This window comes from Mycobacterium sp. AMU20-3851, from assembly GCF_043974665.1.
Classification (GTDB): Bacteria; Actinomycetota; Actinomycetes; order Mycobacteriales; family Mycobacteriaceae; genus Mycobacterium.
In genome coordinates this window covers 5,747,043-5,770,014 of the sequence record NZ_CP146371.1, presented here as the reverse complement: position 1 = coordinate 5,770,014, position 22,972 = coordinate 5,747,043, and the positions used below count along the sequence as shown (strand labels likewise).

The 22,972-nt window shown below is 67.1% G+C and carries 21 protein-coding genes and 1 pseudogene; 17 read left to right on the top strand and 5 right to left on the bottom strand.

Translation table 11 applies throughout. The annotated features are described in order from the left end of the window. Positions 1–4 precede the first annotated feature (4 nt). From V4U86_RS27670 to V4U86_RS27645, 6 genes are read left to right on the top strand one after another with little or no spacing between them, the layout of a single operon-like run. On the top strand, positions 5–1,555 hold the full coding sequence (locus V4U86_RS27670) for an MCE family protein (protein ID WP_395312239.1): 1,551 nt from the start codon (positions 5–7) through the stop codon (positions 1,553–1,555). Further along, positions 1,525–2,136, top strand: a complete 612-nt coding sequence (locus V4U86_RS27665) for a hypothetical protein (protein ID WP_395309025.1) — start codon at positions 1,525–1,527, stop codon at positions 2,134–2,136. The genes V4U86_RS27670 and V4U86_RS27665 overlap by 31 nt, the downstream gene beginning before the upstream one ends. After that, a complete protein-coding gene (locus tag V4U86_RS27660) occupies positions 2,133–3,128 on the top strand; it encodes an RDD family protein (RefSeq protein ID WP_395309024.1) in 996 nt (331 codons plus the stop codon). The genes V4U86_RS27665 and V4U86_RS27660 overlap by 4 nt, the downstream gene beginning before the upstream one ends. Further along, entirely contained in the window at positions 3,125–3,676 is a 552-nt protein-coding gene (locus V4U86_RS27655; protein ID WP_395309023.1) for a mammalian cell entry protein, read from the top strand. Before V4U86_RS27660 ends, V4U86_RS27655 begins: the two co-directional genes overlap by 4 nt. Then, a complete protein-coding gene (locus tag V4U86_RS27650; protein ID WP_425590830.1) occupies positions 3,610–4,275 on the top strand; it encodes a mammalian cell entry protein in 666 nt (221 codons plus the stop codon). The genes V4U86_RS27655 and V4U86_RS27650 overlap by 67 nt, the downstream gene beginning before the upstream one ends. Positions 4,276–4,292: 17 nt before the next feature. After that, positions 4,293–4,973, top strand: a complete 681-nt coding sequence (locus V4U86_RS27645) for a YoaK family protein (RefSeq protein WP_395309021.1) — start codon at positions 4,293–4,295, stop codon at positions 4,971–4,973. 32 nt (positions 4,974–5,005) lie between these two features. Here V4U86_RS27645 and V4U86_RS27640 read toward each other — a convergent pair whose 3' ends face one another. Beyond that, positions 5,006–5,539 carry a GNAT family N-acetyltransferase gene (locus tag V4U86_RS27640; protein ID WP_395309020.1) on the bottom strand — a complete coding sequence of 178 codons (534 nt, stop codon included), beginning with the start codon at positions 5,537–5,539 and terminating at the stop codon, positions 5,006–5,008. A gap of 394 nt (positions 5,540–5,933) precedes the next feature. Between V4U86_RS27640 and V4U86_RS27635 the strand changes: the two genes are divergently transcribed. Together V4U86_RS27635 and V4U86_RS27630 are read left to right on the top strand one after the other, a co-directional pair. Next, the gene (locus tag V4U86_RS27635; protein ID WP_395309019.1) at positions 5,934–8,309 is read left to right on the top strand and encodes a hypothetical protein; all 2,376 of its coding nucleotides are present in this window, start codon (positions 5,934–5,936) and stop codon (positions 8,307–8,309) included. Positions 8,310–8,450: 141 nt separating this feature from the next. After that, positions 8,451–9,767, top strand: a pseudogene (locus V4U86_RS27630) (DUF222 domain-containing protein). On the opposite strand, the gene V4U86_RS27625 reads toward V4U86_RS27630, so the two are convergent. Further along, complete coding sequence (locus tag V4U86_RS27625) at positions 9,760–10,842, bottom strand: phosphodiester glycosidase family protein (protein WP_395309018.1); 1,083 nt, start codon at positions 10,840–10,842, stop codon at positions 9,760–9,762. The pseudogene V4U86_RS27630 and the gene V4U86_RS27625 sit on opposite strands and share 8 nt — an antisense overlap. A gap of 176 nt (positions 10,843–11,018) precedes the next feature. Between V4U86_RS27625 and V4U86_RS27620 the strand changes: the two genes are divergently transcribed. Continuing rightward, a complete protein-coding gene (locus V4U86_RS27620; protein ID WP_395309017.1) occupies positions 11,019–11,300 on the top strand; it encodes a GlsB/YeaQ/YmgE family stress response membrane protein in 282 nt (93 codons plus the stop codon). Positions 11,301–11,305: 5 nt separating this feature from the next. Here the strand turns inward: V4U86_RS27620 and V4U86_RS27615 are convergent, their stop codons facing one another. Beyond that, entirely contained in the window at positions 11,306–12,592 is a 1,287-nt protein-coding gene (locus V4U86_RS27615) for a PQQ-dependent sugar dehydrogenase (RefSeq protein ID WP_395309016.1), read from the bottom strand. Continuing rightward, positions 12,573–13,334: a pirin family protein gene (locus V4U86_RS27610; protein ID WP_395309015.1), complete on the bottom strand. Its 762-nt coding sequence runs from the start codon at positions 13,332–13,334 to the stop codon at positions 12,573–12,575. The genes V4U86_RS27615 and V4U86_RS27610 overlap by 20 nt, the downstream gene beginning before the upstream one ends. A gap of 67 nt (positions 13,335–13,401) precedes the next feature. Between V4U86_RS27610 and V4U86_RS27605 the strand changes: the two genes are divergently transcribed. Continuing rightward, complete coding sequence (locus tag V4U86_RS27605) at positions 13,402–13,848, top strand: MarR family winged helix-turn-helix transcriptional regulator (RefSeq protein ID WP_395309014.1); 447 nt, start codon at positions 13,402–13,404, stop codon at positions 13,846–13,848. Between the two features lie 4 nt (positions 13,849–13,852). On the opposite strand, the gene V4U86_RS27600 is transcribed toward V4U86_RS27605, so the two are convergent. Beyond that, positions 13,853–14,506 carry a TetR/AcrR family transcriptional regulator gene (locus V4U86_RS27600; RefSeq protein ID WP_395309013.1) on the bottom strand — a complete coding sequence of 218 codons (654 nt, stop codon included), beginning with the start codon at positions 14,504–14,506 and terminating at the stop codon, positions 13,853–13,855. A gap of 134 nt (positions 14,507–14,640) precedes the next feature. Here V4U86_RS27600 and V4U86_RS27595 point away from each other — a divergent pair, with 134 nt between their 5' ends. From V4U86_RS27595 to V4U86_RS27565, 7 genes are all read left to right on the top strand, one after another. Then, complete coding sequence (locus V4U86_RS27595) at positions 14,641–15,066, top strand: MmpS family transport accessory protein (protein WP_395309012.1); 426 nt, start codon at positions 14,641–14,643, stop codon at positions 15,064–15,066. Further along, positions 15,063–17,960 carry an RND family transporter gene (locus tag V4U86_RS27590; RefSeq protein WP_395309011.1) on the top strand — a complete coding sequence of 966 codons (2,898 nt, stop codon included), beginning with the start codon at positions 15,063–15,065 and terminating at the stop codon, positions 17,958–17,960. The genes V4U86_RS27595 and V4U86_RS27590 overlap by 4 nt, the downstream gene beginning before the upstream one ends. Beyond that, on the top strand, positions 17,957–18,298 hold the full coding sequence (locus tag V4U86_RS27585) for a DUF732 domain-containing protein (protein WP_395309010.1): 342 nt from the start codon (positions 17,957–17,959) through the stop codon (positions 18,296–18,298). Before V4U86_RS27590 ends, V4U86_RS27585 begins: the two co-directional genes overlap by 4 nt. Then, complete coding sequence (locus V4U86_RS27580; protein ID WP_395309009.1) at positions 18,295–18,771, top strand: DUF5078 domain-containing protein; 477 nt, start codon at positions 18,295–18,297, stop codon at positions 18,769–18,771. The genes V4U86_RS27585 and V4U86_RS27580 overlap by 4 nt, the downstream gene beginning before the upstream one ends. Before the next feature lie 19 nt (positions 18,772–18,790). Beyond that, on the top strand, positions 18,791–19,072 hold the full coding sequence (locus V4U86_RS27575) for a hypothetical protein (RefSeq protein ID WP_395309008.1): 282 nt from the start codon (positions 18,791–18,793) through the stop codon (positions 19,070–19,072). A gap of 54 nt (positions 19,073–19,126) precedes the next feature. Further along, positions 19,127–19,903, top strand: coding sequence for an SDR family NAD(P)-dependent oxidoreductase (locus V4U86_RS27570; protein ID WP_395309007.1), 777 nt, complete (start codon positions 19,127–19,129; stop codon positions 19,901–19,903). A gap of 367 nt (positions 19,904–20,270) precedes the next feature. Further along, entirely contained in the window at positions 20,271–22,916 is a 2,646-nt protein-coding gene (locus V4U86_RS27565) for a hypothetical protein (protein WP_395309006.1), read from the top strand. The last annotated feature ends 56 nt before the right edge of the window (positions 22,917–22,972 follow it).

Below are 22,972 nucleotides of genomic sequence, written 5' to 3'. Positions count from 1 at the left end.
CATGCTGCTGACCCGGATGATCAAGACCCAGTTGCTGATCTTCGTTGTGCTGACCGTGGTCGCACTGGTCGTGCTGTCCATCGGATATCTGCGGTTGCCGACCTACGCCGGCATCGGCATGTACCGGCTCTACGCCGAACTGCCCAACTCGGCCGGGCTGTACAAGACCGCCAACGTCACCTTCCGCGGCACCACCGTGGGCAAGGTCATCGAGGTGGAGCCCACCGAGACCGGCGCCCGGGTGACGATGGACATCGACGACGACACCAAGGTGCCCGTCGACACCATCGCCAACGTGCACTCGGTGTCCGCGGTCGGCGAGCAGTTCCTCGACCTGGTATCGCCCGACGACGTCCAGCAGTTCTTCACCGATGGTGACACCATCACCGAGGGCCGGGTGCCCGCCGAGGTGGGGCCCGCGCTGGATTCGGCGCAACGCGGTCTGGCCGCGCTGCCGAAGGAGAAGATCGGCGTGCTGCTCGACGAGACGGCCAAGGCCGTCGGCGGGCTGGGCCCCTCCCTGCAGCGCCTCGTCGATGCCACCCAGAACCTGGCCGGCGACTTCCGGCAGAACCTTCCCAGCGTGACCGACCTCGTCGAGAACTCGGCACCGATCATCGAATCGCAGGTGCAGTCCGGGGATGCGATCGGGCGGTGGGCGGCCAACCTGAACACCATCACCGCGCAGACCGCGGAGAAGGACGCGGCGCTGCGCAGCGGGCTGCAGCAGGCGGCGCCGACGGCCGACCAACTCAACGCGGTGTTCGGCGATGTGCGGGAATCGTTGCCCCAGACCCTGGCCAACCTCGAAGTCGTCATCGACATGCTCAAGCGCTACAACAAGAACGTCGAGCAGGTGCTGGTGGTACTGCCGCAGGGTGCGGCCATCGCGCAGACGGCGACGATCTTCGCGCCGGACGGTCTGCTGCACTTCGGCCTCGGCATCAACAGTCCGCCGCCGTGCCTGACGGGCTTCCTGCCGGCCTCGCAGTGGCGGTCGCCGGCGGACACCAAGACCGAACCGCTGCCCGAGGGGCTGTACTGCAAGATCCCCAAGGATGCGCCGAACGCGGTGCGCGGCGCGCGCAACTATCCGTGCGTGGATGTGCCGGGTAAGCGGGCGGCCAGCCCGCGGGAGTGCCGCAGCGATGAGCCCTACATCCCGCTGGGCACCAACCCCTGGTACGGCGACCCCAACCAGATCGTCGACTGCCCGGCCGCCGGCGCGCGCTGCACCCAACCGGTGAACCCCGGCCAGGTGATCCCGGCACCGTCGATCAACAATGGGATCAACCCGTTGCCGGCCAGCCAGCTGCCGCCCCCGCAGGCGACGCTGCCGACCAGCGATCCGCTCACCCCGCCCGGCCAGGGCACGGTCACCTGCAGTGGACAGCAACCCAACCCCTGCATCTACACTCCGGCAACAGGTCCGTCGGCGGTCTACAGCCCGTCCAGCGGAGAGGTGGTCGGACCCGACGGGGTCAAGTACTCGGTCAACAACTCGAATAACCCAGGAGAGAACGGATGGAAGGAGATGCTGGCACCAGCCGGCTGAACCCCACCGACCCAGACGACGACGCCAGCGACACCCCGGCCGCCGAGGAGGCGGTTCCCGCTGCACCCGAGGAAACCAACCACGGCCGGCTCGGCCGCGGCTGGCTGACCGGCATCTGCGCCGCACTTTTCGCACTCGCGGCGGGCCTCACCGTGACCGGCTACCTGCTGGTGCAGTCCAATGACCGCAGTGCGCAGATCGCCCGCGACGACGCCGTCGCGTTGCAGGCGGCCAAGGACTGTGTGACGGCCACCCAGGCCCCCGACACCGCCTCGATGGGGGCGGCGCAGGCCAAGATCGTGGACTGCGCGACCGGTGATTTCGGCGCGCAGGCGGTGTTCTACGGCTCGATGATGGTCGAGGCCTACCAGGCGGCCAAGGCCACCGTCGAGGTCGCCGATCTGCGGGCCGCCGTTGAACGCCACCACGACGACGGTTCGGTCGACGTGCTGGTGGCGGTGCGCACCAAGGTGACCAATTCCGAGACGGCCAACCAGGAGCAGGGCTACCGGCTGCGGGTCACCATGCAGCGCGCCGACGGCACCTACAAGATCGCCAACCTGGTCCAGGTCACCACGTGACGGACGTCCTCGCCGAGAGCAGCACCGACGCCGAGCAGACCCAACCGCACGACGAGGCGGCTCTGGCCTCCTGGGGTGCGCGGGCCGGCGCGCTGGGCATCGACGTGCTGTTCGGTCTCGCGCTGATCGGGACCCTGGCGTTGCTGGGGTGGTCCGCACCGCTGTTCGGCTGGCTGTGGTGGGTTTACATCGGCCTGGCGGTCCTGACCGGTCTGGCGGTGATGGCCAACCGCTGGGTCCTGCCGGCCCGGACGGGGTGGACGGTGGGCCGCGCGGTGACCGGAATCCGGGTGCTGCGCGCCGACGGCACACCCGCCGGCGCCGGTCGGTTGCTGGCCCGTGACCTCGCCCACCTGCTCGACACCGCCGCGGTTTTCCTCGGCTGGCTGTGGCCGTTGTGGGACCGGCGACATCGCACCTTCGCAGACCTGTTGTTGCGCACCGAAGTTCGCCGGGTCGGTGAACCCGAACGGGACCTGCGTCGTCCGGTGGCGATCGGGTTGGCGACCGCCGCGCTGGTCTGCGCCGCAGCGACCGCGGCCGGGTATCTGGTGGTGTACCGCCACGAACAGGCTCTGGACGCGGCGCGCACCGAGATCAGCGCACAGGGCGCGCGCATCGTCGAACAGATCCTGAGCTATGCGCCGCAGACCGCCGAGCAGGACTTTGCCCGGGCGCAGTCGCTGGCCGCCGACGATTACCGGCCGCAACTCGTCGAACAGCAGGAGGCGTTGCGGAAGGCGCCGCTGGTGGCCAACGAGTACTGGACGGTCAACAGCGCGGTGCTGGAGCAGCCGGAGTTGACGCCGGACACCGCATCGATGCTGCTGGCGATGCAGGGCCAGCGCGGTAACGACCCGAACACCATGCGGTTCATCACCGCTACCGTCCGGGTGGACTTCGTCAAGACCGGTGACCGCTGGCAGGTACGGAATCTGAGCGTGCTGACCCGGCCGTACACCAGCACGGCGCAAGCCGGAGGTGGCCGATGAGCCCGCGCCGCATCGTCGATCCCGATGCCCCGGACTTCTTCGTCGCCCCGGTCGACCGGCCGGCCAGGTGGGGGCTGCCGGTGGTCGCCGGGCTGGCCGCGCTGCTGGTCGCGGTGGCGCTGGGGTGGGCGTCGTTCATGACGGTGGCGCACGAGTCGAACCGGCAGACACAGATCCGGGATGCCGATGCGCTGGGCTATGTCCGCGCGTTCATGACCGCCTACACCACACTGGACCCGTTCAACGCCAACGACTACGCCGACCGGATCCGGGCCCAGGGCACCGGAGAGTTCGTGCAGACGTTCACCGAGAAGCAGAATGAGATCGTGCTGCAGGTGGCCCGCGCCGAGCCCACCACCGGGGAGGTTCTGGAGGCGGGCGTGCAGCGGTGGAACGACAACGGCAGTGCCGATGTCCTGGTCGCCACCAAGATGACCAGTACCACCCCGGACGGCAAGCAGACCATCGAGACCGGAAGTCGTTGGCTGGCAACAGCGATCAAGGAGGGACAGCAGTGGAAGATCAGCCGGCTGATTCAGGTGATCTGACCTCCCAGGCCGACACCGACACCGACACCGGGGCCGCGACCGAAACCGAGGCCGCCACGTCCGAGGTCCTGGTGCCGCACCGCCCTCCGGGTCGGGGGGTGAAGGTGGCTGCCGCCGCCGGGGCCGCGGCGTTCGTCGCCGCCGCCGCGTTCGCCGGGGCCAGTGCAGCGCCCTATCTGACTGATCGGGCGCTGGTGCAGGTCAAGCTCGACATCGCCGGCACCGCCGCCGACGCCATCAGCACACTGTGGACGTACACACCCGAGGACATGGAGACCCTGCCGGACCGGGCCGCCAGGTTCCTCGGCGGCGATTTCGAGGTCGAGTACCGCAAGTACATCGATGCCATCGCCGCACCCAACAAGCAGGCCCAGGTGTCCAACAACACGCAGGTGCTCGGAACCGCGGTGGAATCCCTCGATGACGGCAATGCCTCGGCGATCGTGTACACCAACTCGGTTGCGACCAGCCCGGTGACCAAGAACATCCCGTCGCTGCGCTACCTGTCCTACCGTCTGATCATGGAGAAGCACGGAACCGACTGGCTCATCACGAAGATGAACGCCATCACCTCGCTGGATCTGACACCCCGGCTCTAGTGCCGCGGATTGCCGGTATGGAATCACCTGTCTCGCACCGGCTCACCGTCACGGCGCTGCTGCTGCTCACGTTCGCCACCGGCCTCGTGGACGCGGTCAGCGTGCTGGTGCTGGGACATGTGTTCGTGGCGAACATGACCGGCAACGTCATCTTCCTGGGTTTCTGGTTCGTACCCCATTCCGGCGTCGACCTGTGGGCCGCGGTGGTGGCCTTCCTGAGCTTCGTCACCGGCGCCGTCATCGGGGGCCGTCTGGTCCGGCACCGGGGCCCGTCGGTACGGCGTTGGTTGCCGACCGCACTGGCGGTGGAAGTGGTGTTGCTGGTGACGCTCGCCATCTTGGCCGGCGCCGGTGTGCTGCATTATGACGACGACACCAAACTCATCCTGATCGCCGGGCTGGCAGTTGCTTTCGGCATCCAGAACGCGAGTGCCCGCCAGTTCGGCATCCAGGAACTCAGCACCACGGTGCTCACCCAGACCATCGTGGGCATCGGGTTCGACAGCCGGTTGGCCGGTGGCACCGGCCGGCGCGAGAAGCTGCGCTACACAGTGGTGCTCACCATGTGCGCGGGTGCGGTCCTCGGCGCGACCCTCACCCTGAAGGTGGTGGCACCGGTGATCGGGTTGGCCGCCGTGATCGTCACCGCGGCGGCGCTGATCTTCGTGTTCGGCCCGGAGGCGCCGGACGATCGGTAATGCGGCCGATGTGCCCTAGCCGTCCCGAGCCTTCAGAATCGGTCGAAGGGCGCCGCGTACCGAAAGCTGCCGCTCTGACCGGTGTACCGGGTCAGGGTCCGGATCTGGAAGTAATCGCCCCAGGAGGCGTCCGAACCTGCGATGCCGACAGTCCGTGCCGGTACAAAACCGAAGCGACCGTAGTAGGAGGGCTCACCGAGCAGTCCCACCAGGGACTCCCCGAGCGCATCTGCCGCACCCAGGGCGGCATGCATCAGGGCCGCGCCGACTCCTGACTTCTGCCGCTCGGGCGACACGCTGAGCGGGCCCAGGCCGATTGCCGGCTGGTCGTCGACAAAGGCGCGGCTGGCGACGACGTGACCGACGACGGTCCGGTCCTCGACCGCGACGAGGGACAACTCCGGTATCCAGCCGGCATCTTCACGCAGCCAGGACACCAGGGTCACCTCGCCCGGTGCTCCGCCCGGCTCGACCGGAGGTGCGCTGCGCTCGGCGCCGCGGAAGGCTGCGCCGACAACTGAACTGATGGATTCGATATCGGCGGGTGTTTCACGGCGAATGAGCACCGTCGAACCATCCTGCACCGCGCGGAGACGGTCAAATGGTTTTCCGCGCGGCGGTTGGAACGAAGCAGCGGGCGAGGCGCAGTAGTCCGGCTGTGCGCGACCGTGCCGATTTCGCAAAGGCCCGCCATGTCGCGGGGGACGGCATCGGTCGTGGTCGGGCGTGGTGCCGCCGGCCCAACAGTGCATCCGCCGCTACATTCGGGCCGCGACGGTGTGACGCTGTGGCGAATGTGTGGCCCATGGCGTCACGAAAAGCCTTGCGGCAAAGCAGATCGACGCCGGAGGTAATTACCGGTACAAACGCCCCGGTCCGGACGATCTTGATGTTAAGTTTTCGCTGAGAGTTCACTGGCAATCGGGGAGGCGCGGGGATATGGCCGGGAAACACCGGAACGTGGCGGAGCGGACCAGGCGGGTTGCGGTGGTCACGGCGGCGACCGCGACGGCGACGGCGCTGACCGTGGGCGCCGCAGCACCGACCCCGACGCCCCGCCCGGAAGAGCACTACCTGAGGCTGGTGGAGCAGCCGGTCGATCTGAGCGCCTCGGTCAGCCCGTTCGGTCCGCCCGGAACCTACTCCGACATCACCGGCGGCGCGGGTAAGACCGCGTACAACTCGGTGCAGGACTTCATCGAGTCCTACGAGCGTGCGTTGGTGCGCAACTTCAACATCGCCGGCGGGCTGGGTCTGAACCTGCAGGATCTGCTGACCGCGATTCCGGCCGGCCTGCTCGACGAGGTGCTGGGCGCCATCCCGATCGACCTCAGCCCGCTGCTGCAGGAGGTGCTGCCGAACCTTCTGGTCGGGCCGTTGGTCGACCTGTTATCGCTGCTCGGCATCACCGACGGGGCCGGCAACGTGACGCTGTCGGGCCTGCTCGGCATCGTCGGCCTGGATCTGTCCGATCCGCTGAACCTGTCCGGGTTGGACATCCCCGGGATCAAATTCGTCACTGCCGGTGAACCTTTCGCACTGCTGAAGATGATCGCGGGCCTGGATTTGGGGTGGACTCCGGGCACGGCGAATGCGGTGGCCGAGGCCATCAACAGCACCCCGTATCTGTCGGTCGGTGTGGAAGGACTGCTCGACGGGATCCTGGACCTCGCCGACGCTGCGGTCGACGACATCCCCGCGGTCGGGCCGCTGCTCGCCGTGGTCACCAATTTGATCGACGTCCTCACCCCGGATCTGGGGCTCGACGTGATAGATGTGCGGGTCCCGATCACCATCGGCTTCGGTTTCGGTGCGATGGCGACCGGCTCGGCCTACCACCAGGTGCTCGCCGACCTTGCCAACCAGCCGAGGGTGGGCGCCGGTGGTGGACCACTGGGTAGCCTGACGATCCTGCCGCTGATCCTGGCCAACAATGTCGGCCGCGCGAACGGTGGCATGCTGGCCCGCTTCTACCCGCTGTTCGAGCGCCTCGGCATCGACATCATCAGCCCCGACGTCGTCACCTCCAACCGTGGTGTCGGAATCCCGGTGCTGGGCACCGGAATCGAGCTCGGCGCGGGCAACCTGGTGCCGATCAAGGTGGACGCCACCGTCCAGTATCAGCCGTACTCCGATTTCGCGGCGTGGCCGAACCCCTTCACGTTGTTCAACAATCTGCTGGCCGGGACCATCGGTGCGTCCTACATTTTGCGCGGGGTGGAACTGGACAGCGCACTGGACCAGATCCTCGGCGAGGTCGGCGAGACGGTGGCCGACGCGCTGAACCTCGGCAATCCGTTGGCGCTCAACGTCTATCTCACGCTGGCCACCAAGACGTTGCCCCTGCTCGAGCCGCTGTACCTGGCCGGTGACGTGCTGAACATGGTGAGCTTCGGGACGCTGGGCACCATCCCGATCCGGCTGGCCAACGCATTGGCACCGGCGCTGACCAGTCTGGTGAACCTGGGTTACACGGACGTGGTGCGTAATCCGGACGGCACCTATACCCGCACGCTGGACGACGCCGACACCGCCACCCCGTTCCTGTCGTTCCCGAAGGTCAACTGGGGCCGCGCGATGAACGACGTGATGACCTCTCTGGTCAACGGTTTCCACAAGGAGTTCTTCAGCGGCAATCCCACCGCCGCCCCGCCGAATGTTCTGGAGAACCTCGGCAAGCTGCTCAAGACCCTCACCCGCGGACTGAACCTGGGCGGCCTGACGGCGGGGCTGCAGGACGGGATCGACGATCTGGTCGGTGGACTCACCGGCCAGGCGAGCAGGCAGGCCGCCAATACGTCGCGCACGCTGGCTGCGGCGGCCGGGGAACTGCCGGACTCCGAACCCAAACTGGTCACCCTTTCGGTGCAGCCCGACGGTGACGTATCGGCCGGCAAGCACGCCGCTGCGCCGGACGCGGAGATTCCGGCCGATTCGGGCACTGCGCCCAAACATGCTGCCCCGGAGTCGGACTCCGCGGAGTCCGAGCAGCCGGCGGTGGAGTCCGAGGCGACTCCTGATGACGAGACGGCGGCCGAGGAAATCGCTGCCGAACCTGGTGCCGACACCGATCAGGTGACCGGGAAGCCGACCGCAAAGAAGAATCCGCTGCGCAACCTCGTGCGGGATATCACCAAGGCATTCGCGCCGAAGAAGAAGCAGCAGTCCGCCGATGGCAGCGTGGATGACACGGACACGTCCGACACCGACAAGTCCGAGACCAAGTCGGACACCAAGAAGCCCGTGACCAAGAAGTCGGAGACCAAAAAGTCGGACACCGAGAAGTCCGAGACCAAGAAGGCCGACGCCGACCAGCCCGATAAGGCAGCCGCATAAGTCCGCGGCCTGTCCGATCTGGGTGCGATCCGGCACGGGGAGCTGTGGATGAATCGGCGATTGTGGATAACTCTGTCCTGACGTAATCGAGACCCGCACGGTGTGCCCTCACGTGTCGGACCCGGTTGCAAGACTTCTGGTATGCCGCCGCCGACAACACCTTTCGCCGAGCACTACGTGACACCGCGGCTGGATGTGTTGTTCGACGAGATCGCCGAGCTGACCGGGCAGCGCAACGCCATCGATGGCCGGCTGGTGGAGATCATCGCCGAGATCGACGGCAGGAACACCGCGGACGGCACTTCGTTGTGGGGTGCCACCGGGTGCCGGTCGATCGAGTCATTGGTGGCCTGGAAAACCGGCGTCACCCCACGGCGAGCCGAAACCATGGTCGCCGTCGCACACCGCATGGACGAACTACCACGCTGCACACGAGGACTACGCGAAGGTCGGGTCTCCCTTGATCAGATCGGGGTGATCGCCGAGCGCGGCGGCCAGGGCTGCGATGAGCACTACGCGAATCTGGTGCAGTAAGCCACGGTGACTCAACTGCGGACCGCGGTCAAACAGGAACCCCGGCCCCAACCCGAGCACCAGCCCGAACAACGGCGCGAGATCACCTCCTACACCAGGGGTGAGTTCACCACCTACAAGATCCGGCTGTCCAAGCTGGAGGCCGCGAAATTCGATGCCGCGGTCGCCTCGCACCGGGACGCGTTGGTCGCGGACTGGAGACGCGATCACGACGCCGACCATGTCACGCGCGACGGTGTCGACGATGACGACGGCCCGGACACCCCGCCCGAGCAGGCGCCGCCATTCCCCAACACTGTCGATGCGTTCATGAGTTTGGTCGAGGCCGGCTGGGACACCGACGTGGCCGCGCGCCCGCACGGGGCACACACCACCGTGGTGGCCCATCTCGACCTGGACCGCCACGCCCACACACCCATCGCCGCCCTGCATCTGGGGCCCGCCCTCACCGACGCCGAGCGCCGGTTCCTGCTCTGCGATGCCACCTGCGAGGTGTGGTTCGAACGCCACGGCACCCCGATCGGGTCCGGGCGCACCACCCGCACCATCAGCCGCCGCCTGCGGCGCGCTCTGGAGCACCGCGACACGACCTGTGTGGTGCCCGGTTGCGGGGCCACCCGCGGCCTGCATGCCCATCATCTGGTGCACTGGGAGGACGGCGGGCGCACCGACCTGTCGAACCTGGTGTTGCTCTGCCCGTTCCATCATCGACTGCACCACCAGGGTGGGATCACCCTCACCGGGCCGGCCGACCGACTCACAATCACCGACGAAGAAGGCCGACCGCTGACCGGAGCGGCACTGGCCCGCCCGCCGACCACAGCCCCACCGGACGTACCACCGTGCAAAGGACCGACCGGGGAACGCGCCCAATGGTGGTGGTACACCCCGTACGAACCGAAGGCGCCACCCGCGGTCAATTGAAGGCAAGCCAGCTGGGTAGCGCCCGTTCGCGGGAATCGCACAGCACTTGGTAGGTGTCGCACGATCCTTTGGGCACGCCCGCTCCCGCCCACATGCCGCCGGTGTCGCGCCGCAGCACGATCGCCGAGGAGCCGCCGCCGTCGAGCAGGATGGCGGTATCACTGCCCAAGCCACGGAACAGATCCTGGATCTGGTCGGGGGTGTAACTGCCGCCCTGGAACACGTACATCTCGTCGCGATCGCGGGCGTAGGCCAGCGCGGTCCGGGCGGCCGACGGGCCGGGGTCGTTCATCTGACCTGTCTTGCCGGGGGCGAGCAGCCCCAAGCCGCTGACCGCGACGAACCGGGTGCCCTTGTTGATGAGGTCGCTGATCACCGGCCCGGCAGCGTCGAAGTCGTCGCCGGAACGGGGCATCACCATGAACGGAGCACCGGCGACCGGGAGGATCATCGTCGCCAGCGGCGTCCACACCTCGTCGCCACCGGACAGGCCCTGCTTGCCGGCGTAGGCGACGGTGCCGGTGAGCGGCACGTTCGCCCGTCCCAGCCCGCGCGTGTTGTCCACGTAGGCGCCCAGCGGTGAGCTGCAACCGGTGGTCTTCCAGGACCCGCGTTGCTGTCCGCGGATGTCGAAGAAGTTGGCATTGACCGCGATGGTGGGCTGCCCGAGCGCCTGCCAGGCCGCGATCGGAGTGTAGATCTCCGATGCCTGCACCAGGCCGTCGCCGGTGCGGGCGCCCGGCGTGCGCTCGCACCGGGCCTGATAGCCGTTGTGGGTGTCTACCAGGAGTCGGGGGGCCAACCGCGACGAGGCGGCCTTGATGATCATCAGGTGACCGCCGCCGCCGCTCTCGTACCAGTTGCCCGCGGCATTGAGCAAAGGGGCGGGGTGGCCGCCGCCGAAGTTGTACACCAGGTAGGAACCGCGGGTGTTGGCGATGGCGGTGGCCAGCAGGGTGCGGCCGTCGGCAGCGCCCGCGATCGGTGTGCCGGTGGTCGTGGCCAGCGCCGCGGTCACCGCGAGCGTCACGAGACCGGCGGCCAGGCGCCGGAAACGGGCGGCAACGATCGGCACGGTTTTCCCTCCAGGATCGGCGGGCCACAGGCGTGACCGAACGCTCAGATTAATCACAGCAGCAACACTGTCAACTTGCGTCACAACTGAATCACGGTTGTGCGTCGAGTTATGTGCTTGAACCTCACCGGAATTGGGTATGCAGGCGAAACCTGTCACTTAGTTGAGGAGCAGCAATGATCGGGACAATTATCAGCGCGCTTGTCGTGGGCCTCATCGTCGGCGCGTTGGCGCGGTTGATCATGCCTGGCAAACAGAACATCGGTGTTCTGATGACCATCGCGCTCGGTGCGGTCGGTTCGTTGGTGGGCAGCTGGGTGACGTACGAACTCGGCTACTCCAACAGCAACGGCGGTTTTGCCATCATCCCGTTCCTCGTCGGCGTGGTGGTGGCCATCGTGCTCATCGCCCTCTACCTGGCGATGTCGGGCCGTCGAGGCACACCCGTCCACCACTGAGCGGGTCAGTCCGGCGGCGCGAGCCGGTACACCGCATCGGCGTAATCGTCGGTGATGTACACCGCGCCGTCGGGACCGCTGACTGCGGCCACCGGCCTGCCCCAGCGGTTTCCGTCCGGGGTCTGAAAACCCCCGACCAGGGTCTGCTGGTCCCCGAGAGTGCCGTCGCGCCAGTCGAAGAACGACACCTCGGGGGCCTGCGGATTCTGTCGGTTCCAGGACCCGTGCACTCCCATCAGTGCGCCGCTGTCATACGGTGCGGGCAGTTGCCCGACGGTGAAGCTCATGCCCAGCGGTGCGGAGTGCGCCGCGAGGCTCTGTTCTATGCGCGGTAGCGCCGCGCAGTCCATCGCCTGCCCGTCGGGGTTGGTCTGCACGTCGCGGATCAGCTCCAGATCTGCCGGTCCGCCATCGGGATTGCAGTAGGGCCACCCCAGTTCGCGCCCCTCGGTCAGCCGGGCCACCGACTCGGGCGGGTGGTCGTCGACATAGTCGGGACGCACCTGCCCGGTGTCCGGGTCGGCGACGTTGTCGCGATTGTTCACCGCCGTCCACACCGAACCGTCCGGCGCGACGGCCAGCCCGGTTCCGTTGCGTACCCCCGTCGCGAAGGCTTTCATGGCACCCCCGGCCGCGGGGACCCGCATGACGGTGGCCCGCGGCGGGTCGGCGTCGCGGTCCTCGGCCGAGATGTTGCCGGTCGATCCGATGGAGAAGTAGACCGCGCCGTCCGGGCCGACCGTCACACTCTTCAGCGCGTGGGAGTACGCGCCGCGCAGGTCGGGACTGCGGGCGTCGGGTAACCCGTCAGCGATGGTGCGGCGGTCGCCGACGGCGCCGTCGCGGTAGGTGTACGCGTCGACCCGATCACTCTCGGCCACGAAGAGCTCATCGCCGGAGAAGCTCAACCCGTGCGGCTGGGTGAGTCCGTCCAGCAGCACAGATGAGCGGCCGCCCTGCATCGACAGGACGTGTCCGGTACTGGGAATCGATACGAGCAGCTGCCCGTCCGGGGCCCACACCGCCAGCCGCGGTTTCGAAGTCCTGGCCCACACCGCCAACGTCCAACCGCGCGGTATGAGTGCGCGCCGGGGCCGGTCGAACGGGGCCTGGTCCATACCGTCGGGCACCCCGACCACGACCTCGGCCAGGGCCGTCGACGCCGGGACAGGCGTGCTGGACTCCCGGGTCGGGGCAGGACCGGGCGCCGGAGGCTCGGTCGAACAGGCCGCCAACAAGGCGGCACCGGCCAGGCCGCCGATCACCCGGAGGCTATCCGCCCAGGCCGGCATGCATCTCCCACAACAGGATCTCCGCCGGTTCGGTGGCGGTGACCCGCTGCCCGCCGGTGGCCGTCAGCCGGGCAGCATCGCCCTGTCGCAGTTCGCCGGCGCCCTCGAGGTTCACCGCACCGCGGGGCACGAACAGATGGAGGTAGGGCGCCTGCGGCAGCTGCACCGACTCGCCCGGCTGTAGACGGGCACCGTGCAATGCGGCGTACCGATTGCCGATGGCGATCGCCGAGGTGTCGCGGTGCTCGGGCATCCCGGAAGCGATGGTGACCAGCCCACCGCGGAGCAACTCGTCGTCGATCTCGAGCTGCTGGTAGCCCGGGTCGCGCCCGGACTCGTCGGGGACCACCCACATCTGGACGAAATGCACGGGCTCGCTGTGGCTTTCGGAGCCGGTCAGAGTCCAGGAGTCATTCTTCTCCGAATGCAGGATGCCGCGCCCGGCCGACATGCGTTGGGCCAGGCCGGGATAGATGACGCCGTTGTTCCCGGTGGAGTCCTGGTGCACCAGCGACCCCTGCAGAACCCAGGTCACGATCTCCATGTCGCGGTGCGGGTGGGTGTCGAATCCGGTGCCGGGGGCGACCCGGTCGTCGTTGTTCACCAGCAGCAGGCCGTGGTGGGTGTTGGCCGGATCGTAATGGTCGCCGAACGAGAACGAGTGCTTGGAGTCGAGCCAGGAGATCCTGGTTGCCGCGCGGTCGGCCGCGGGCCGGATGTCCACGGATGCTGTTCGGGTCATCGTGCTCCTCGATTTCAGGGCCCAGCCTAGGTGGGGCCGATGGACAGCACAACTTAAATGATGTGTCATGTATTCCGTGTGGCTGAATGCGCAGGAGCAGGCGGTGTGGCGCGGGTACCTGACGATGACGGGACGGCTGCAGACGGCCATGAATCGGCAGCTGCAGCGGGACCATGGACTGTCGCTGGCCGACTACGACGTGCTGGTGGCGCTCGATGAGTCGCCGGGCTGCCGGGTGAACGATCTCGGCCGGCATCTCGGCTGGGAGCAGAGTCGGGTCTCGCACCAGTTGCGCCGCATGCGCGACCGGGAGCTGGTGGAGCGTCGCGATGCCGACGACGACCGGCGGGCGGCCATCGTCGAGTTGACCGCGTCCGGGCGTAGTGCACTGGCGGCCGCCGCTCCCGCGCACGCCGAACTGGTGCGGACGGTGGTGTTCGACGGAATGACCCCGGCGGAATCCCGCGCGATAGGGCAGTGGGTGACCCGGGTGGCGGCCCGGCTCGCGCAGTAGTTCCTCAGCCGGCCGGATCCCAGCCGTGCATGGCGGCCTGCATCCCGTCGGGCTTCAGCGCATCGACGCCCAACGGCTGCTGGTCCGGACGTCTACGCATGCCCTCCAGGAGGAGCGCGACGTAGCGGCGCCACAACTGCGGGTCGACGTGCCCGGCCCATTCGCTGACCGTGCCGGCCAGTAGGCCGATGATCGGGGTGTCGGTCTGCTCGATGTCCTCCCGGAGATAGCCGTCCCGGCGGGCCCGGTCGACCAGCTTCGTCAACAGCGGGACCAGTTGTTCGCGTGCCCGCTCGACCCGTTTGCCGCCGTAGGCCTTGCTGTAGACCATCTCGCGCAGTCCCCGGTCGGTGGCCGTCAGTTCGCATTGACGTTCGATGAACCAGACGAATCCGTCCCATGAATTCTCTTGTTGCAGAGCGGTTTCGGCCAGGCAGACCACCTCGTCGATTCCTTCTTCGAAGATGGCCTCGACCAGTTCGTCCTTGCTGGCGAAGCGTCGGTAGACCGTCCCGACGCCGACACCCGCGTGGTGGGCCACATCGTTGAGGGTGGCCTCCATGCCCTTGACGGCGAACAACTCGCGTGCGGCGGTGAGCACGCGCTGCCGGTTGCGCGCAGCGTCCTTGCGCAGGCCGCGGCAGGGTTTGTCAATCACGGAAGCCAGTTTAGTGATGTGCCTTACCTATCCGGACTAACCGGATTGACTCTATCCACTTGTAGGTTTAAATTCCTGTACAGATCGCCTGCCGAGAGGTGGCTCGCGGTGTTCCCCTACCGAAAGGCCCCCCGGTGCTCGCTGTCGTCAAACGGGTCTGGCTGCCCGTCCTGATCGTCGCTGCGATCGCGATCGGCGTGCTGACCGTGTCCCAGCTGCGTGCGGTCTTCGGATCGGACGGAGCCATCGTGACGCCGGTGGACGCGGATACCGCGGACAACTTCAACCCCAAGGTCGTCACCTATGAGGTTTTCGGTACCGGCTCGTCGGCGACCATCAACTACGCCGACCTCGACGGTAAGCCGCAGCGCACCGGCGAAGTGAGTCTGCCCTGGTCGCTGACCCTGGAGACGACGCTGCCGTCGGTGATGCCGAACATCATGGCCCAGGGCGACGGTCAATCCATCAGCTGCCGCGTCACCGTCGATGGCGAGGTCAAAGACGAAAGGACGGCCGAGGGTATGAACGCCGCCACCTACTGCCTGGTGAAGGCAGCATGAGCGTCTCCGTGGAAGACGCGCCCACCGGCCCTCTGCAGCCCGCCCGACACACCAAACGGCCGGCGTTGCCGCGCTTCATCCGGGCCTTCGCGGTGCCGATCGTGCTCATCTGGATCGCCATCGTCGCGATCCTGAACACCGTCGTGCCGCAGCTCGAAGAGGTCGGCAAGATGCGGGCCGTCTCGATGAGTCCGAACGACGCGCCCGCGTTGATCGCGACCAAGCACGTCGGCGAGAAGTTTCAGGAGTACGACACCAGCAGTTCGGTGATGATCGTGCTCGAAGGCGATGAGCAGCTCGGCGCCGACGCGCACACCTTCTACGACGAGATCGTGCGAAAGCTCAACGCCGACACCGCACATGTGCAGCACGTGCAGGACTTCTGGGGTGACACCCTGACCGCCGCCGGCGCCCAGAGCATCGACGGCAAGGCCGCCTATGTGCAGGTGTACATCGCCGGCGATCAGGGCGAGGCACTGGCCAACGAATCGGTGCAGACGGTGCGCGACATCGTCGAAAGCACGCAGGCGCCCCCCGGCGTCGCGGCCTACGTCACCGGTCCCGCGGCACTGACCACCGATCAGAACATCGTCGGCGACGCCAGCATGAAAACCATTGAGGGCGTGACGATCGGCATCATCATCGTGATGCTGCTGATCATCTACCGGTCGTTCGTCACGACAGTGGTGATCATGGCGATGGTCTTCGTCGGCCTGCTGTCGGCCCGGGGAATCGTGTCGTTCCTCGGCTTCTACGAGGTGTTCGGACTGACGACCTTCGCGACCAGCATGGTGGTGACGCTGGCCATCGCGGCCGCCACCGACTACGCGATATTCCTGATCGGCCGATATCAGGAGGCGCGACGGACCGGTCTGGACCGGGAAGACGCCTACTACGACATGTTCCACGGCACCGCGCATGTGGTGCTCGCCTCGGGTATGACGATCGCCGGAGCGACGTTGTGCCTGCACTTCACCCGGCTGCCGTATTTCCAGAGCATGGGCTTCCCGCTCGCGGTCGGCATGACGATCGTGGTGGCCGCCGCCCTGACGATGGGTCCGGCGCTGATCTCGATCGTGACCCGGTTCGGAAAGACGTTGGAGCCCAAGGGCAGCGGACGGGCCCGCGGCTGGCGCCGGCTCGGTGCGGCGACCGTTCGCTGGCCCGGCGCGATCCTGGTCGGAGCGATGGTGCTGTGCCTGGTGGGCCTGCTGACCCTGCCCGGCTATCACACCAACTACAACGACCGCATCTATCTGCCCAGCGAGGTGCCCGCCAACGTCGGTTACGCCGCGGCGGACCGGCACTTCTCGGACGCCAAGATGAACCCCGACCTGGTGATGGTCGAGGCCGATCACGATCTGCGCAACCCGGCGGACTTCCTGGTGATCGACAAGATCGCCAAGGCGCTGGTCAAGGTGAACGGGATCGCCTCGGTCACCACGATCACGCGCCCCGACGGAAAGCCGATCAAGCACTCCACACTGGCCTACACGGTGGGCCAGAGCGGTTCCGGCCAGATCATGAACAACGACTTCCAGCAGACGGTGTTGGACAACACGCTGCAGCAGGCCAACGACCTGCAGGTGAGCATCGACTCGATGGAAACCATGCACAGCGTCACGTTGCAACTCGCCGAGGTGACCCGGCGGATGGCGGACAAGATGTCCGACACCTCGGACAATCTCAACGACGTGCGTGATCACCTGGCGGACTTCGACGATCAGTTCCGGCCGCTGCGCAACTACTTCTACTGGGAACCGCACTGCTTCAACATCCCGATGTGCTGGTCGATGCGCTCGGTGTTCGACAGCCTCGACGGCATCAGCACCATGAGTGACGATTTCACCGAGCTGGTCCCCGATCTGCAGCAGATGGCTGTGCTCACACCGCAGATGGCTGCGGTGTTGCCGGCGCAGATCCAGACGCTGAAGAACCAGAAGCAGATGTTGCTGAACCAGTATCAGGCGCAGAAGATGCAGCAGGACCAGAACATGGCGAACCTGGAGGACAACACCGCGATGGGGGAGGCCTTCGACGCCGCCCGCAACGACGACACGTTCTACCTGCCGCCGGAGGCCTTCGAGACCGCCGACTTCCAGCGCGGTATGAAGCTGATGATGTCGCCGGACGGAAAAGCGGTGCGGTTCACGGTCTTCCACCAGGGCGACCCGCTGACTGAGGACGGTACCAAGCGCATCGATCCGATGCGCGTCGCCGTGGCCGACGCGATCAAGGGGACCCCGCTGGAGGGCTCGACGATCTTCGTCGGTGGTAGTGCCGCGATGTACAAGGACATGCAGCAGGGCGCGGACTACGACCTCCTGATCGCCGCGGTCGCTTCGCTGATCCTGATCTTCCTGATCATGGTGATCCTGACCCGGGCCATCGCGGCGGCCGCCGTCATCGTCGGCACCGTCGTGCTCAGTCTGGGATCCGCATTCGGTCTCTCGGTGCTGGTGTGGCAGCACATCATCGGCATCCCGCTGGGCTGGATGGTGCTGCCGATGTCGGTGATCGTGTTGCTCGCCGTCGGCGCGGATTACAACCTGCTGTTGGTGTCGCGGATGAAGGAAGAGGTGCACGCCGGCATCAACACCGGGATCATCCGGTCCATGGCCGGAACCGGATCGGTGGTCACCGCAGCAGGATTCGTGTTCGCGTTCACCATGATCGGCATGCTCGTCAGCGACATGATCGTGATCGGCCAGGTGGGCTCCACCATCGGCTTGGGTCTGCTGTTCGACACCCTGATCGTGCGCTCGCTGATGACGCCGTCGATCGCAGCCATGATGGGCCGCTGGTTCTGGTGGCCGCTCCATGTGCGTCCGCGACCGGTGCCCAGGCCGTGGCCGAAACCGCTGCAGCGCAGTCCGGAAGAGGTGCTGTCATGAGACGACTCGTGATCGCCGCAGCAGCGGCGACGGCGATGCTGCTGCCGATCGGGACCGCCACCGCGGTCGCCGACCGGGACACCGACTTCGCGCGTGAACTGCACGGGTTCGGGATCTACGGGCAGCGGGATTTCAACGCCTGGCTGGTCAAGATCACCTGTAAGCGGCTGACCACCGGAGTCGATGCGGACGCGGCGGCCTCCGCGGTGTTCCTGTCGCGCAACCTGGCCCGCACGACGAGCACCGAGCAGGTCTGGCAGTTCCTGGGCGCCGGCATTCCCCGCTACTGTCCCGAACACATCGGGGCGCTCACCGCCATGTCGGGAGATGTGAAATGAACGGGTACACCTTCCGGTGGATGATGCGTGCCCTGCTGCTGGTCACCTCCGCGGCCGCTGCCGCGGGCCTGCTCGCATCGCCGCAGGCCTTTGCCGACGCCACCGACGAGTACCCGATCCCCAGCAAGCAGATCCAAACCCAGTGCGACGCCGAGCAATACCTCGCCGCCGTCCGCGACACCAGCCCGATCTACTTCGAGCGCTACATGCTCGACAAGAGCAACCGCCCGCTCGACGTGCAGCGGGCCGCGCAGGACCGCATCCACTGGTTCTACTCGCTGGATGCGGCGGGCCGGCGCCAGTACTCCGAGGACACCGCCACCAACATCTACTACGAGCAGATGGCCACCCGGTGGGGCAACTGGGCGAAGATCTTCTTCAACAACAAGGGTGTGGTGGCCAAGGCGACCGCCGTCTGCATGGGATACCCGCGCGGTGACCTGTCGGTGTGGGACTGGCCCGTCGCCCGCTGAACTACCTAGGCTGGCAGCTATGGGCCAGCCCTACCCCGACGATGTCCCCGAGGAGTACGACGAGCACTGGGACTACGGCGAGTACGAGGATCCGGACGATGAGATCGTGCCGCGTCCGAGCAATCGGGGCGCCGTGGGGATCTTCCTGCTGGGCTGGCTGTTCCTGCCGTCCGCGGCGGTCGTGCTGAGCCGGCTGCAGAGCCCGTGGTTCGAGGTCGCCAGCGTGGTGACGTTGACGTTCATCGCGATCTTCGTGGTGGCCGTGGTGCGCGTGGTCAGGAACTTCTGGTCCACCCGGTGACGAGGCGCCAACCCACCGGTCGGGTGGCGGCCGGAAAGGGCTTAGTCTGTCGACGTGGATATCAATGGAGCTAGCGCAATCGTCACCGGTGGCGCGTCGGGAATCGGCGCCGCCTCCGCACGTCTTCTGGCGGACCGGGGTGCCCGGGTCGTCGTCGCCGACCTCAACGCCGAACGCGGTGAGGCCCTCGCCAAGGAGATCGGCGGCGTCTTCGTCACCGTCGACGTCACCAACACCGACCAGATCCTGGACGCCGTCAACACCGCCGCCGATCTGGGCCCACTGCGGGCGCTGGTCAACTCGGCCGGTATCGGCTGGGCCCAGCGGACCATCGGCAAGGACGGCGAGTTCGACTCGGCGCACAACCTGGACGCCTACAAGAAGGTGCTCGCCATCAACCTGGTCGGCACCTTCGACTGCATCCGGCTGGCGGCGACCGCGATGAGCCGCAACGAGTTCACCGAGACCGGTGAACGCGGTGCGATCGTCAACCTGACCAGCGTCGCGGCCTTCGACGGCCAGATCGGCCAGGCCGCCTACTCGTCGTCCAAGGGCGGCGTCGTGGGCCTGACCCTGCCGGTCGCCCGCGATCTGTCGGCCGCGGGCATCCGCGTCAACACCGTGGCGCCCGGCCTGATCGACACCCCGATCTACGGGGAAGGCGAGGCCTCCGAGGCCTTCAAGGCCAAGCTGGGCGAGTCGGTGCTGTTTCCGCACCGTCTGGGCAAGCCGGAGGAACTGGCCTCGATGGTCATCGAGCTGCTCACCAACTCCTACATGAACGCCGAGGTCGTCCGCGTCGACGGTGGCATCCGGATGCCACCCAAGTAGCCCGTACGCACCAACCCGCGAAGCCCCCTCCGCCCGCTCCCGGGCGAGGGGGCTTCGTGCTGTCCGCCACCCGTCAGGTCCGAACTGGCGAGCTCCGTGAGGTTGTGACGAGTTAGCGATCGAATTTGCCCTATGTGCAAATTGCGGATCCGCGTCGGTGGGCTCAGGTCGCCGAGGTGCGGTATGTCCGCTCAGCGAAGCCATCGGCTTCTGGGCACGTTTCTCCTGTTGATTTGCTCGAAGAACGCTGCAAGTCGGCTGTATAGTCACCGCCACTGCCAATAGTTCGGACGATGAGGTCGGAGATCACGTGGTGAGCAAGCATCGCAGGAAAGATAGCCAGACGGTACGCAAATCGTTGCTGGGCTTGACGACGGCAACGATCACCACCGCGGCGCTGACGATATCGGCGCCGGTCCCGACGCCACCGGCGTTGCTCGCCCAGGAGCAGCAGCTCAGCCAGCGCGCCGTCGACCTCACCGCCGCGAGCACGCCGTATCGGCAGGCGCAGAACGTGGTCAACACCTTGCTGCCCGCGCTGGTCAACACATTCGGTGCACAGCCGACCGTCACCCTGGACACGCTGCTGGCCAAGGTGCCGGCCAGCATGCTGACCGATCTGCTCAACGCCAACGGCAACACCATCAACGTGGCCACCCTGCTGGGCACCCTCGGGTTGAACACTGCCGGTTCGGATCTGAACACCGCGGTCACCGAGGCGATCAGCGCCGCGTTGACCGACTTCCTGGCGTCCGCGACCACGGGTGAGAATGCCGTCGCCCTGGAGGCGGAGTTGCGGGCGGCGATCGCCGGGGCGGTCGACGCCCAACTCCGCGCGGTGAGTGTCTCGGTGAAGCCGGTCAGCTTCCTGCCCGCTGTCACCATCCGACTGGTCGACGTCGTCGGCTCGGCCGGGGTCACCAACATCGCCAACGGGGTCGCCGGCTCCGTGGCGGGCAGCATCGTGAACAACCTGACCGACATCCTGCCGACCGCCGACGAGCTGACCGCCGAGATCACCGGGGTGCTGCCCGATCTGCTGACCACGTTGTTCAGCGCCGCCGACCTGGCCGATGCCCAGGGCAACTTCCAGCTCGGCAACCTGTTGGAGCTGGTGGGCCTGAATCTGAGCACCCTGGCCGACAGCGGTGCGCTGACCATGACGACGGCCGGTCCGCTGTTCACCATGGCGCGGCTGCTCGCCGGGGTCGACCTGGGCTGGGTCCCGGGCACCCAGTCCGCGATCGCCGAGTCGGTCAACAGCACGGGTTATCTGGATCTGGGCACCTCAACGTTGAAGGCCAATCTCGCTGCGGCGCTGGCCGATGCGTTGGCCGACGGATCGCTGGCCGCCGATCTGGGTACCGTCCTGACGCCTGCCCTGAACAACGTCGTCGCGCAGATCGTCGCCAACGCGACCGATACGGTCGAGGCCGACCTGACCGACAGCATCCGCAGCGCGCTCAGCGGCTTGAACTTCCGGGTGCTGGGTGTGAACGTCCCGGCCGGGAATCTGCTCTTCGGCGTGGTGCAACCGCTCCTCGCCGATCTCGCCGACGACCTGAGCGGTCAGTTGCAGGGCAACGTCTCCGAGCTGGTGGACGGTCTGGTGGAAAGCGGCACCGGCAGCATCGGCGATGCCCTCAACGAGGCCGTCAACGGTGCCATCGACGCCATCCCGGACCAGGAGATCGCCTCGGTGCGCATCCCGATCGTCATCGGCACCGGCATGGGTGCGTTCTCGGCGGGCGCGGCGTACCGGGATGTGCTGGCGCAGCTGTCATCTCAGCCCGGCGGCGTGGACTACGTCGGGGGTAACCCGTTGCTGGGCAGCCTGACGATCCTGCCCGCGATCCTGCTCAACAATGCGGGACGCGCCAACGGCGGCATCATGGCCCGGTTCGCCAGCCTGTTCGCGATGCTGGGAATCGACGCCGTGACACCGGATGTCGCCATCACCAGCAGTGGTGGCACGCCGATCGGCGATACCGGGCTGTCCCTGGGTGGGGCGAATCTGGTGCCGGTCAAGATCGATGCCACTGTCGAATATCAGCTGATGTCCGACTTCGCCGCTTGGGCGAACCCGGCCACGTTGGTGAACAACCTGGTGGCCGGTCTGCTCCCGACCTACATGCTGCGGGGCCTGGATGTCACCGGTGCGGCCGGGCAGCTGACCTCCGAGCTGGAAGAACTGATCGGCAGCCTCGCCGACCAGAATGCGGCGGACACCAACATCTACCTGACCGTCCGGGCCAATTCCCTGCCGATGCTCGAGCCGCTGTACCTGGTGGGCGACGTCCTACGGCTGGCCGGCCTGGCGCCGGTGGCGAATGTGGTGAACGGACTGGCCAATGCGCTGTCCCCGGCCCTGACCAGCCTGGTGAATCTCGGCTACTCCGATGCGTTCTTCAATCCCGAAACCGGCGCATACGAGCGCACGCTCGATTCCGCGGCGACCCGGGTGCAGTTCGGAACCATGCCGAATGTGGACTGGGGCCAGGTGTTGCCGAATGTGCTGCGCCAGTTGGCCGGTGGATTCCAGAAGGCGATGACGACCGACAACAACACCGCGCCGAATGCGCTTTCGTCGGTGGGCGACCTGCTCAACGGCAATATCGGCGACGTGCTGTCCGGGTTGACCGGTGCCGCCGACGAGGTCCTGGCCGACGTGCAGGTCACCGCGGACGAAACGGCAAACGCGGCCGGTGATACGGGAGCTGCCGACCCGTCGGCGAACCGTGTCGTGGCCGAGGAGCCCATCGAGCAGCCCGCGGAAGCGGTGGTCGAGGAACCGGTCGAGGCTGTCGAGCCCGAGGTCAAGCGGTTGCCGAAGACGCCGAAACGAGTCCGGGAGGCCGCGAAGTCGGCCGCCGAACTCCGGGCCGCCAAGGCGCCCGCCGACAAGGCGCCGAAGACGGCCGCCAATGATTCGGGGGACAGCGGCTCGGGCACCCAGTCCGATGCGGGCGGCAGCGCCGGCAGCGCCGGCAGCGCCGGCCAGAACGCGGCCTGACTCCGAAGCAGAATCGCCCAATTCCATGCGGAATTGGGCGATTCTTCTGTGTGGAG

Excerpts from the sequence above, each read along its gene's own strand:
- V4U86_RS27575 (WP_395309008.1), top strand. The coding sequence starts at position 18,791 with ATGGGCCAGCCCTACCCCGACGATGTCCCCGAGGAGTACGACGAGCAC.
- V4U86_RS27615 (WP_395309016.1), bottom strand. The coding sequence starts at position 12,592 with ATGCCGGCCTGGGCGGATAGCCTCCGGGTGATCGGCGGCCTGGCCGGT.
- V4U86_RS27655 (WP_395309023.1), top strand. The coding sequence starts at position 3,125 with ATGAGCCCGCGCCGCATCGTCGATCCCGATGCCCCGGACTTCTTCGTC.
- V4U86_RS27665 (WP_395309025.1), top strand. The coding sequence starts at position 1,525 with ATGGAAGGAGATGCTGGCACCAGCCGGCTGAACCCCACCGACCCAGAC.
- V4U86_RS27605 (WP_395309014.1), top strand. The coding sequence starts at position 13,402 with ATGTATTCCGTGTGGCTGAATGCGCAGGAGCAGGCGGTGTGGCGCGGG.
- V4U86_RS27645 (WP_395309021.1), top strand. The coding sequence starts at position 4,293 with ATGGAATCACCTGTCTCGCACCGGCTCACCGTCACGGCGCTGCTGCTG.
- V4U86_RS27590 (WP_395309011.1), top strand. The coding sequence starts at position 15,063 with ATGAGCGTCTCCGTGGAAGACGCGCCCACCGGCCCTCTGCAGCCCGCC.
- V4U86_RS27610 (WP_395309015.1), bottom strand. The coding sequence starts at position 13,334 with ATGACCCGAACAGCATCCGTGGACATCCGGCCCGCGGCCGACCGCGCG.
- V4U86_RS27620 (WP_395309017.1), top strand. The coding sequence starts at position 11,019 with ATGATCGGGACAATTATCAGCGCGCTTGTCGTGGGCCTCATCGTCGGC.
- V4U86_RS27585 (WP_395309010.1), top strand. The coding sequence starts at position 17,957 with ATGAGACGACTCGTGATCGCCGCAGCAGCGGCGACGGCGATGCTGCTG.
- V4U86_RS27580 (WP_395309009.1), top strand. The coding sequence starts at position 18,295 with ATGAACGGGTACACCTTCCGGTGGATGATGCGTGCCCTGCTGCTGGTC.